The 10,795-nt window shown below is 43.4% G+C and carries 9 protein-coding genes and 1 pseudogene; 3 read left to right on the top strand and 7 right to left on the bottom strand.

Annotated features, from left to right (window positions below; all coding sequences use genetic code 11):
- Positions 1 to 511 (bottom strand): substrate-binding domain-containing protein (locus AB5170_RS19130; RefSeq protein ID WP_368365136.1); only part of this gene is annotated, 511 nt, incomplete at its 3' end.
- A 141-nt stretch (positions 512 to 652) separates the two neighbouring features.
- Complete coding sequence (locus AB5170_RS19125; RefSeq protein WP_148461010.1) at positions 653 to 1,384, bottom strand: RluA family pseudouridine synthase; 732 nt, start codon at positions 1,382 to 1,384, stop codon at positions 653 to 655.
- Between the two features lie 1,177 nt (positions 1,385 to 2,561).
- Between AB5170_RS19125 and AB5170_RS19120 the strand changes: the two are divergent.
- Positions 2,562 to 2,612: pseudogene (locus tag AB5170_RS19120) on the top strand (hypothetical protein); the annotation flags it as partial.
- Between the two features lie 210 nt (positions 2,613 to 2,822).
- Here the strand turns inward: AB5170_RS19120 and AB5170_RS19115 are convergent.
- Complete coding sequence (locus AB5170_RS19115; protein WP_173717840.1) at positions 2,823 to 5,081, bottom strand: hydratase; 2,259 nt, start codon at positions 5,079 to 5,081, stop codon at positions 2,823 to 2,825.
- A 279-nt stretch (positions 5,082 to 5,360) separates the two neighbouring features.
- On the opposite strand from AB5170_RS19115, the gene AB5170_RS19110 reads away from it, so the two are divergent.
- The gene (locus tag AB5170_RS19110) at positions 5,361 to 5,636 is read left to right on the top strand and encodes a hypothetical protein (protein WP_173717839.1); all 276 of its coding nucleotides are present in this window, start codon (positions 5,361 to 5,363) and stop codon (positions 5,634 to 5,636) included.
- Positions 5,633 to 6,457 (top strand): transglutaminase-like domain-containing protein, encoded by an 825-nt coding sequence (locus tag AB5170_RS19105; RefSeq protein ID WP_118582104.1) that lies wholly within the window; start codon positions 5,633 to 5,635, stop codon positions 6,455 to 6,457. The genes AB5170_RS19110 and AB5170_RS19105 overlap by 4 nt, the downstream gene beginning before the upstream one ends.
- Positions 6,458 to 6,543: 86 nt before the next feature.
- Here AB5170_RS19105 and AB5170_RS19100 read toward each other — a convergent pair whose 3' ends face one another.
- The 4 genes from AB5170_RS19100 to murF form a co-directional block, all read right to left on the bottom strand.
- Positions 6,544 to 7,161, bottom strand: coding sequence for a viroplasmin family protein (locus AB5170_RS19100; protein WP_195380085.1), 618 nt, complete (start codon positions 7,159 to 7,161; stop codon positions 6,544 to 6,546).
- 128 nt (positions 7,162 to 7,289) lie between these two features.
- Positions 7,290 to 8,246 carry a D-2-hydroxyacid dehydrogenase gene (locus AB5170_RS19095; protein WP_195380084.1) on the bottom strand — a complete coding sequence of 319 codons (957 nt, stop codon included), beginning with the start codon at positions 8,244 to 8,246 and terminating at the stop codon, positions 7,290 to 7,292.
- Between the two features lie 155 nt (positions 8,247 to 8,401).
- Positions 8,402 to 9,040, bottom strand: a complete 639-nt coding sequence (locus tag AB5170_RS19090) for a hypothetical protein (RefSeq protein ID WP_148461006.1) — start codon at positions 9,038 to 9,040, stop codon at positions 8,402 to 8,404.
- Between the two features lie 266 nt (positions 9,041 to 9,306).
- Positions 9,307 to 10,674: a UDP-N-acetylmuramoyl-tripeptide--D-alanyl-D-alanine ligase gene (gene murF, locus AB5170_RS19085; RefSeq protein WP_148461005.1), complete on the bottom strand. Its 1,368-nt coding sequence runs from the start codon at positions 10,672 to 10,674 to the stop codon at positions 9,307 to 9,309.
- Positions 10,675 to 10,795 lie beyond the last annotated feature (121 nt).

The raw sequence follows: 10,795 nt of genomic DNA, 5'->3' as shown, positions 1-10,795 counted from the left end.
CTGTAACACCAGAGTCAAATGCCACAACCGGGATTCCATTCTCCTTGGCAGCTTCCAGCTGCGCCTGAAGGGAATCCATATCGCTGGCAGAAACACAAAGTACATCCGGATTCTCTGCAATTACCGCATCTATGGTATTTACCTGGCTCTCCACATCTTTCTCATCGCTGGCGCCTTCAAAGGTCATGGTCACCTGATCTTCTTTCTTGAAGCCATATGCCTCGTTTACATCGGCAATTGCCTGCTCCATTCCTTTCTTAACCAGTCCCCAGAACTCTCCGCTTGTACTCTTGCTTACAACTGCCACCCGGGATCCTGCCTGGAGTTCTACAGATGTATCAATTTCAGGAATAAGAGGATCCTTTTCTTCCTGGGCTTCTTCTGTGGATTCCGTAGTCTGCCCGTCAGAAACCAGTGGCGCGATCACTTTCTCCACTTCTTCTTTCTTACAGCCTGTGAAGGTGCATAATGCAGCCAGAACAACAGCAGGTATCACTGCTACTTTTTTCATTTTATTCACTCCTCATCTGAATGTTTAAAGTTTTTTCAAAAAAACTTTTTATAACTATTTTTCGCAGTCTTCATCTTTGTTTAATCTTGCTTTTACATTATACACAATTTCGGTTCCACGTCTATAGTTTTTATGGTTTTTTCACATTTGCGGGATAGAAATCCCCTTAAACTCAGTCCCTTCCGGCTTTGTCACGAATTTCATCACCTTTCCGGTTACCGGATGGAAAAAGGTAAGGCTTGCGGCGCACAGAGCCAGGCTGCCTGCCCCGATGGTCACATTCGTTCCGGCACCATATTTCCGGTCACCAGCCAAAGGCATTCCTGCATGAGCCATCTGAACCCGGATCTGGTGATGACGGCCTGTATCCAGATGAATTCGAAGCAGCCATTTTTTCTTTCCGGAAATTGCATCCACAGCCTCACCGAGAACCTCATAGGAAAGTCTGGCCTTCTTCGCACCAGGAGTGTGCGCATTTACCACGGAAGAAGTATTGGATTTTCCATCTTTTTTCAGATAATCCTCCAGAACTTTTTCTTTTTTCCCAGCCTCGGCCTGCTTTCCATATGTTACTGCCAGATAAATTTTTTCCATCTTTCCAGCTGTAATCTGTGCACTTAACGATTTCGCGGCCTCAGGTGTCTTCCCAAATACAAGAATACCTTCTACCGGCTGATCCAGCCTGTGGATTACTGCCAGATATGGAATCCTTCTCCCACCACCGTCTTGCATTGCCAGATAATTTTTCAGGCTGCTCTCCAGATCCATGGCACCGATTCTTGCATTCTGTACCGCAATTCCCGCTGGCTTACGGCAAACTATAATTTCTTTATCTTCGAAAAGAATGTAGTCCTCTATTTTCCCACTAAACATCGTCTGCTTCCCTCATAGTTTCCAATTTTCTCCGCTCATTATAGCGGATTAAAGCCTGATTTACAAGCTCACACTTTCTATTCCGGTATGCTTTATGCTGCATATCGGTTCCTGTTCACTTCGTATCCAATACATCATCCCGCTTTTTTGTCTCTCACAGCATGGAAAAGGACGGTCATCATTTTACTTATATTTCAAATGATGACCGTCCTAAAATTCTTCAGTATTCAATGGTCTTTTCCTCGTTTTTCAAATTGATTTACAATTTAATATTTACGTGGTCTTTATTCAGTTGTTCTATATTCAGTTTTAAGTTTTTATTTAAAATATCTTATCTTATTTCCTGCTCATAAACGATATGATGTTTATCATTCGGTTTATTTAGAAGTTTGATAGATTGAAATTATAATTCACGTTTTATAATTTCTTCTGCAGAAATATCGGATATACTTCTCAGGCTCTGAATCATTATCATAAACAATTTCAAACTTAATTCGGTTAAATCCAAAACCACTTACTGGTTCATATGCTCTCTTATATGTATTATACAAAAAAGTTTGAGCGGAAGTTCCTGATCTATTTCTGACTGGAATATCAATTATGATATTCTTCTAATGCAAAGTTTCGATTCATATTCTAAAGGTTCAATAGGAATCTCAAGATATCCTGCTTATCTGTGATAAGGGGTTATATCCTCTGGAGAAATGTTTCTTTACACAAGTTCCAGATCTTTGTATTAGTGGTGGACAGTTATTCAATATAAGTAATCGCTTCTATTTACCTTGGATACGTTTATAAGTATCAGCTGAATCAAGTGATACTTTATTTTCTATTTACACGGTTCTCGTATCAGGTCTTCTTGCAGGAAATGCGATTCCTGTCTCTCTTATATTGATTAGAAAGATTTTATGTTCCCATTGGAATCACTAAGCTCCTTTCTTTATAAAGTTGTTTTTCTTTTGATGAGCTTATATTACCATCTCTGATCTTATTTGTCAATACTTTTTCTTGTATTTTTTGTTTTATTTCTGTTTTATTTTGGCACTTCACGTTGTATTTCTGTGTTTTTTACTAATTATTGTAATTATTCAGAATATTTGTTTATATAACAAGAAAGACTCCTTTTTGCAAAAGGCTAAATGGGTGTTTAAAAAAGGCTTTCTGCAAGATATACGTCATGATTTGTGGGAGATTTTGTCCGGTTGAGGGTATCATAGCGGGCTACGACAACCGAATTCGGGAAAAATATACCGCAAAGTGGGACGTGCAGATTGCGGAAATGCTTTTTTAAACACGTTCTAGCCTATGTAGAAACACATTGAGCGATATTTGCCTTTTCGTTGCAGTGTGATCATACCATGTAGAACTTTTTATGTAACAGGGAATTCTGATAAAAAGGCAGGTCGCTCTCAAAAAGAATGACCTGCCTCATAACATTTTATTTTCTATTGTAGTTGATCAGACAGCCTTTCAGGATGATTTCCCGCTCATCATCTGTCAGCTCTCCAAGTGTTACGGTAAACGGAACCAGTCCGCTCTCTTTTACCACATAACCGGTAATGCTGTCGGCTTTCTCTTCCACTGCCTTGCGGATTTCCGGGAAGAACAGGTAATCACCGTTTACAAACGGAAGATCACCGGCCGGGATCAGGAATGGAAGCATTCCCCAGTTAATCAGGTTGGAACGGTAACGTTTGGTAGCGTATTCGTTGGCAATGTTTGCCCACCCGCCAAGTACTTTCTGACAGGAAGCAGCCTGCTCACGGGCAGAACCATCTCCGGGCTTCACTGCGAAAATAGTACTTCCAACGCCAAGATTGCCTTTGCCAGCTTCCGGATACTCTTTGTTCACCGCTTCCATAACCGGCTTCAGCTCTGGCAGTGCATCCAGCGGACATTCGCCGTTCTCAATGGCATGCTCTGCTTTCTGAACCTCTTTTGCCCGTCCAACATAAGCCGGATCCTTTCTGGAAAGAGTAAACTCAGCCAGTCCAAGAGGATTGGAACGGTAGGAGGAAGTCTCACCGGATGGGATCAGCTCGTCGGTAGTAGTTACCGGATCGTGAATTTCGGAAACAACCTTCAGAACCAGATTCTCTGCAAGTGCCGGCATCTTCGGCCAGTCTTTGATGTTCGGTCCAAACTGGATCTCAACAGACGGATCAGCCACGCCTTTGCTGTCAAATACACGGTTATCGTAAATCGTTTTATCAAAGAAATATTTCTGTCCTCTGTACTCTCCTGTGAAATTCTCAGCAGAGGTAAGGAATCCCTTGTTTGCAGCTGTAGCAGCGATAGAACGGGCATCCATAAGTGCAACAGAAGAAATCTGACCATTCTGGATCTTGGAGCCTTCACGGTTCGGGAAGTTTCTGGTGGTATGGCGGATACTGAAAGCATTGTTTGCCGGAGTATCTCCAGCACCGAAGCATGGACCGCAGAATGCAGTTTTCACAACAGCACCTGTCTCAAGAAGATCTGCCAGAACTCCATTCTTAGCCAGCTCCATATAAATCGGAGTACTTGCCGGATATACGCTTAAAGTAAAGGCATCTGCACCGATGCTGGTTCCGCGGAGAATATCCGCTGCAGCACAGATATTCTCAAATCCACCGCCTGCACATCCTGCAATAATTCCCTGGTCAACATAAAGCTTTCCGTCTACAACCTTATTACGGAGAGTATAAGGAACCTTGCCGTCCAGACTTACCAGAGCTTTTTTCTCAACATCGGCAAGGATGTCATCCAGATTTGCATTCAGTTCATCAATTGTATAAGTATTGCTTGGATGGAACGGCATAGCGATCATTGGCTTGATCTCGCCAAGGTCAATCTCCACACAGCCGTCATAGTAAGCCACATCTCCCGGTTTCAGCTCTTTATAGCTCTGGGCTCTTCCATGGATCTCGTAAAACTCCTGAATCTTCTCATCTGTCTGCCAGATGGAGGAAAGGCAGGTAGTCTCAGTAGTCATAACATCGATTCCAATACGGAAATCAGCACTTAAATTAGCTACGCCAGGACCTACGAACTCCATTACTTTATTCTTCACATAACCATTTGCAAATACTTTACCAATGATAGCAAGAGCAACGTCCTGCGGTCCTACGCCCGGACGTGGGCTTCCTTTCAGATAAATAGCAACAACTCCTGGCATATTGATATCATATGTCTGGGAAAGAAGCTGCTTCACAAGCTCCGGTCCCCCCTCTCCCATAGCCATGGTACCAAGAGCGCCATAACGGGTATGGCTGTCTGAGCCAAGAATCATCTTGCCGCACTCAGCAAGCATTTCGCGGGCAAACTGATGGATAACTGCCTGATGTGGCGGAACATAGACACCGCCGTATTTTTTCGCACAGGTAAGACCAAACATATGGTCATCCTCATTAATAGTACCGCCAACTGCACAGAGGGAGTTGTGACAGTTGGTCAGAACATACGGTACCGGAAAACGCTCCAGTCCGGAAGCACGTGCAGTCTGGATAATTCCTACAAAAGTAATATCATGGGATGTCAGTTTATCAAATTTAATCTGAAGCTTGTCCATATTACCGGAAGTATTATGGGCTTTTAAAATAGAATAGGCAATGGTATTTCTTGCTGCATCTTCTCTGGAAACAGGAAGCTGGGCTTCAGCTGCCGGAATGATTTCCTTTCCATTCTGCAGATACACGCCAGTATCATATAATTTCATAATAAAGCTCCTCCTCATCTTGAGAGATTTATAAGTAACAAATATTATGCAGCTGTTCACCAGCAACATTCTGAGAGGTATTTTTTGTGAACAGCAGCAACATTATCGTTAATTATAGTAGATTTCTCCGAAAGGGTCAAGCAAAAACACTTTAGCGTGCTAAAAAGCTTTTTTTGCAAAAAATGGTCTGTAATTTTGCTCCACATTTCTGTTGCAACTTTTTCAAATCAGTGATAAGGTAGAATCTACCAACACTGAAATAATGGGAGGTGTTCTAAGATGTTTCGCCTTTGGGGACGAATCTGGAAAGATAACCATATGCTGAAGGATACCGTGATCTGTGATGACCGCCAGGAGACCAGAACGCACAAGGTTTTTCACTGTCTGGAGCAGATCTGTTATGAGCTGGATCTTGGTAATCCAATCTGGCTGGATACTACGGTGCGGGATTTTAAGAAGCACAGTAAAACACGTTTTTATCAGGATAATTTTATTGAACAGATTGACTTTGATTACCTGGAAATACAGGTAATAGAGGAAGATGGAGAAGAATGATGAAAAAGACAAAAATGTTTATGCTGGTTCTCACCAGCGCAGTACTTGCCCTTACTCCGGTAACTGCAAACGCAGCTGAAGCTGCACCTTCTCAGGTAACGGAAACTGTTATTGCCACCCCTACTCCGACACCCAAAAAGCCACAGAAAAAAGGCTGGGTGAAGACCAAATCCGGAATCAGAAGATACTATCGAAAAGGAAAACGCCTCACCGGTTTCCAGAAGATTGGCAAGAATTATTTCTATTTCAGTGCCAAGGGAACCCTATTAAAAAATACTACTGTTAATAAAGGTTACAGGGGATTTACTTACTACATCGACAATAAAAGTCATGTAATCGGCAGAAAAAAGGGTTCTACCTACTATACTGCCAGCGGAAAGAGAATGACTCAGGTTCAGATTGCCAACCTCCGCTCCAAGCAGATTGCAGCAGAGATCACCAATTCCAGCATGTCCAAATCCCAGAAGCTTCAGACATGTTTCAACTGGGTGATCAAGGGCTATTATAATATCTGGCGTGATTTTGACCAGGGCGGCAAGGACTGGCCGGCTACTTTTGCAAATGACCATTTTCTGCATCACAACGGAGACTGCGTTTCTGACGCTGGCGCATTTGCTTACCTCGCCAAGGCAATCGGATACAAGAATGTTTATGTATGTGCCGACGCTGTGCAAAGCAACAACAATGCCCACGCATGGTGTGAGATCAACGGGTATGTTTATGACCCGCTTTTCGCAGAGGCAAAGAGTTACAGCAAGTATTACGGTGCAACCTATGGTTCTTATGGACTTTACCCGGTTTTGAAATATAAGATCTCATAAATAGTTAATATTCGCTGTACTGGCTACAACAACTAAATTCAGACAAAATATATGCGGCGCACAGATTACAAAAGCTCCCGGATCCGCTACAGGATTCCGAGAGCTTTTTTTGCAAGCTGGTCAGCCATATCGTTGTATTTGTCGTTGGAGTGTCCTTTTACTTTTACAAAATGGACTTTTACTTTCTTCATGACCCCCCGGTAAAAGCTCTGATACGCAATTGTTCCGGGTTTGGTAGCTTTCCAGGCACCGGTGCACCATTTGGCAATGCCTTCATAATCATGGTAAATGGTGATTTCCGGAATATTATGATCCACAGCATACTGCATTGCCGCTTCGGAGCCTTTGATTTCTCCTGCTACATTATGCATCAGTGCCAGCTCTTTGTCTGTCATTTTTTCGCAGAATGTGTGCTCTTCTCCATCCTTCAGGATGACCATTCCGTAGGAAAATTCGCCGGTGTCAGAGCGGTAACTGCCATCTACGTAGGCAATCACCTGGTCTGACGCAGGTTTTTCTGCCCTGGAAAGTGTATCCGGGATGCCCTCTGCACTCACACCGGCAAATGCCTGTGCCTCTTCCATAGTGGAAAAGCTCTTAAATTCTGCTCCCGAAAATCCCATGACCTGTTTCTGGCACTCTGCCCAGGTCATAAATACACCTGTTTTTCTGCCTGTTCTTACTGCATAGTATTTCTTTGCCATGTAGTCTCCCTTCTGTATCAGACATTCTCAAACACTTTTTCTTTAATTATAACGAAACTGTTTCTTATCTTCAATAATAGATTAGAGCATGTCCACAACACACTCTAATCTATCCCTGGCCCGAAACTTTAATATACCCTGTTTGTCCTGTCGTCACGTTGGAACCGCTGAATGTTTTTCACCACTTCATCCACTACGCGGAATCTGGTCTCTTTCGCAGCCCATGCAATATGCGGAGTAATGATCAGTTTATTGCTGTCCTGGATCTTAAGAAGCGGATTCTCCGGATCCATTGGCTCTTTGCAAAGAACATCAAGGCCTGCACCTGCAATGGAGCCTTCGGTAAGAGCTGTATACAAATCTGGCTCATTTACAATGGCGCCTCGCGCAACATTCAGGAAAATAGCGGTTTTCTTCATCTTACGGAATTTTCCCAGTGTCATCAGGTTCTCCGTGTACCCATTCAGCGGCGCATGGACAGAAAGAATATCGGAGCGGGAAAGAAGCTCATCCAGGCTTACCTGTTCATATTCTGTATTGTATTTCTTCCCGGAAGCGGAGTAGCAGATAATATGGCAGCCGAATGCCTTAGCGATCTGCGCCACCTTGTTTCCGATTGCGCCAAGTCCAATGATTCCCCAGGTTTTCCCATCCAGCTCGAAGAAATTCTGACCGAAGTGAGAGAAGCAGGTGCCTCTTGCATATTCTCCGGATTTTACGTAATTGTCGTAATAATTCAGTTTTTCCAGAACATAGAAAAGAAGAGCAAAGGTATGCTGTGCCACTCCGTTTGTGGAGTATCCGGCAACATTGTAAGCTGCAATTCCTCTCTTTTTCAGATAGTCTCCATCCAGGTTGTTAAAGCCAGTTGCGGTCAGGCAGACCAGCTTCAGGTTCTGGGCTTTTCCAATGGTAGACTCGCAGATTGGAACCTTGTTAGCTACGATCACATCTGCGTCTTTTGTCTTTTCTTCCATTTCATCTGCGGTTGTAGTAGGATAAATAACTACCTCGCCCAGCGCCTCAAATGGGGTAAATACCATATCCTGTCCCAGGCTGTCTGCTTCCAGAATTACAATTTTCATAATGTACTCCTCTCTTTCTTCTGTGCTCACTTATATAGTCGTACGTTTCCTCATCTGTTTTATAAAATACCGTTTTCTCCAGGAAAATGCAATCCCCAAAATATAAGAGCGCAAAGCTGATAGTGCCTGCGCCCTTATTTAGCAGTCTGTAATTATCAAGCCATAAATTCCCGGATGATCTCACGCATAATCTTCTCTTCCTCAGGAGTCAGCATCTTACTGAAATGACTTCCGGAAGCAGCGGTCTGCTTAATGCTGCTGGTAATCTTGTCCACGATTTCTTCCTGTAAAACGGGGTCCGCTTTTTTCGCAGCAGGAATCTCTTCTGCCCAGCTTCTCATCTGCTCCACATAATCTGTCAGCGTGTCCATCACCAGCTCTTCTTTGTAAGAAAAATCCAGAGCCTGACGCAAAAGCAATAATGTAACTGGTACAGTGGCGCCCACATACAGATAGGTCAGAGGAAGCCCCTCTTCTATCCTTAACGTCTGGGAAAAATAGATGGCACAGCCAAGGATCACAGTGGACAAAAGTGCCGGATACCACACCAGCCGATTCATTCTGTGAAGAAGCCTGTCCCGTGTTTTCCAAAGCCTCAGCCATTTTTCCTTCAGGCTGATCCGCTGGCTGCTGCCTGTTCCTTGGGTGTTTTTCGCGCCTGTGGTTTTGCTTCCGGTACTTTTCAGCATTCTTCTGTAGGTGAGGTTTGTCGTCAGCATTCCAATTGCTCCAAGAGCCCCCAGGGCTGCCATACTGTAGAGCAATATCTGCAGATCCATAATTTTCTCCAGCATAATGTCCTCCCATACTCTTAACTTTTAGGACCATTATACCGCTGTCCTGCTCTGTATGAAACATAAATCGTTCGTCAAATTCTCGGAGAATTTCACTTATTCTGTTGTTTTTCTGCATATTTTTCTATTTTACGATCACTTATATAAAGACTTTCCACAATATATCAATTAGTTTTTGATTTATTGCGAAAATAAATATAAATGCCCCTTAAACAGATTCTACTTATTTCTACAGAGTCTGTTTAAGGGGCAATATATTATCTTCCTTACATTTCCTGTAATGCAGCTACCACTTTCTCAAACTGCATAAAGTGAGACGCCTTTACCAAAATGGTATCACCAGTCTGCACATAATCAGACAGATGGGACAAAAGGCTGTCACGATCCGGTTCTTCTATAACGATAAGCTCCGGGTTCTTTCTCGCCATCTTCGCAATGTTTGCGGAAAGAGGACCGGTGCAGATGCATACGTCAATTCCACACTGGGCTGCATGCTCGCCTACCTCTGCGTGAAGCTGAACTTCATTCTCTCCAAGCTCTCCCATGTCGCCTAAGATTGCCACTCTTCTGCCAGCACCATCTTTCAGCACATCCAGTGATGCTTTCATGGACATTGGGTTGGCATTATAACAATCGTCTACGATAAGGAAACGGTCTGTCTCGATCATGTGGAATCTGCCGCTGATGGCTTCCAGGGTCTCAATTCCGTGACGGATCTGCTCCAGTGTCAGCCCATAAATGCGGCCTACCGCTGTAGCAGCCAGCGCATTGTATACCATATGGATTCCCGGCATCGGAATATCTGCCATAAAGGATTCTCCGCCTATATGAATACGGCAGGTCATTCCCTTTAAGCCTCTGCTTGTAATCTCGTCTGCATATACATCCTTGTCAGCTTCCATGCCGAAGAATACAGGCTTGATTCCTTCGTACTCTTTTACCATGCAAAGCTTATCGTCATCACCGTTTAACACGATATGACCATCTTTTTGCAGATATTTAAAGATCTCAGTTTTTGCTTTCAGTACACCGTCTCTGTCCCCAAGATTCTCCAGGTGGCAGGTACCGATATTGGTGATCACACAGGTATTCGGTCTTGCAATTTTTGCCAGACGGGTCATTTCACCGAAATCGCTGATTCCCATTTCCAGAACTGCGATCTCATCCTCGTCACGAAGACGGAAAACGGTGAGAGGAAGACCTAACTCATTGTTAAAGTTTCCCTGTGTTTTCAGGGTACGGTATTTCTCTTTCAGCACAGAGGCAATTACCTCTTTTGTACTTGTTTTTCCCACACTTCCGGTAATTCCAACAACCGGAATCTGAAGCTGCTGCAGGTAAAATTCTGCAATGTCCTTTACAGCCTGAAGGGAAGATTCCACCTTGATATATGGGAAATCAGCATTCTCCAGGATTCTCTCAGATAAGGTAGCAAGCGCACCTGCCTCCATCACCTGGGGAATAAATTTATGGGCATCTACACGTTCGCCTACGATGGGAACAAATAAGGTTCCGGCTTCTGCTTTCCGGCTGTCTGTTGTAATAGAGGAAACCTCCTGCTCCAGCTTGTCAGACGGTCCGAAATAAACACCGCCGCAGACCTTGGTCAGGTTTTCCAGGGTAAGATTTTTCATTTTATTTAATCCTTTTTATATTTAATATAAACATTCGGTAAATAATACTTTGCAAGACATTTTAATTTAAAATAACTATTTCACAATTTATAACATACAAATCAAAGTGTTACTTTCATAA

The sequence above is a fragment of the Ruminococcus sp. RTP21484sp1_RTP21281st1_A8_RTP21281_210402 genome, assembly GCF_040914025.1.
GTDB classification, from domain to species: Bacteria; Bacillota; Clostridia; order Lachnospirales; family Lachnospiraceae; genus Blautia_A; species Blautia_A faecis.
This window is presented reverse-complemented; position numbering and strand designations above follow the sequence as displayed.

Coding starts and splice junctions, on each gene's coding strand:
- AB5170_RS19110 (WP_173717839.1), top strand. CDS start 5,361: ATGTTTCGCCTTTGGGGACGAATCTGGAAAGATAACCATATGCTGAAG.
- AB5170_RS19115 (WP_173717840.1), bottom strand. CDS start 5,081: ATGAAATTATATGATACTGGCGTGTATCTGCAGAATGGAAAGGAAATC.
- AB5170_RS19125 (WP_148461010.1), bottom strand. CDS start 1,384: ATGTTTAGTGGGAAAATAGAGGACTACATTCTTTTCGAAGATAAAGAA.
- AB5170_RS19095 (WP_195380084.1), bottom strand. CDS start 8,246: ATGAAAATTGTAATTCTGGAAGCAGACAGCCTGGGACAGGATATGGTA.
- AB5170_RS19105 (WP_118582104.1), top strand. CDS start 5,633: ATGATGAAAAAGACAAAAATGTTTATGCTGGTTCTCACCAGCGCAGTA.
- murF (WP_148461005.1), bottom strand. CDS start 10,674: ATGAAAAATCTTACCCTGGAAAACCTGACCAAGGTCTGCGGCGGTGTT.
- AB5170_RS19090 (WP_148461006.1), bottom strand. CDS start 9,040: ATGCTGGAGAAAATTATGGATCTGCAGATATTGCTCTACAGTATGGCA.
- AB5170_RS19100 (WP_195380085.1), bottom strand. CDS start 7,161: ATGGCAAAGAAATACTATGCAGTAAGAACAGGCAGAAAAACAGGTGTA.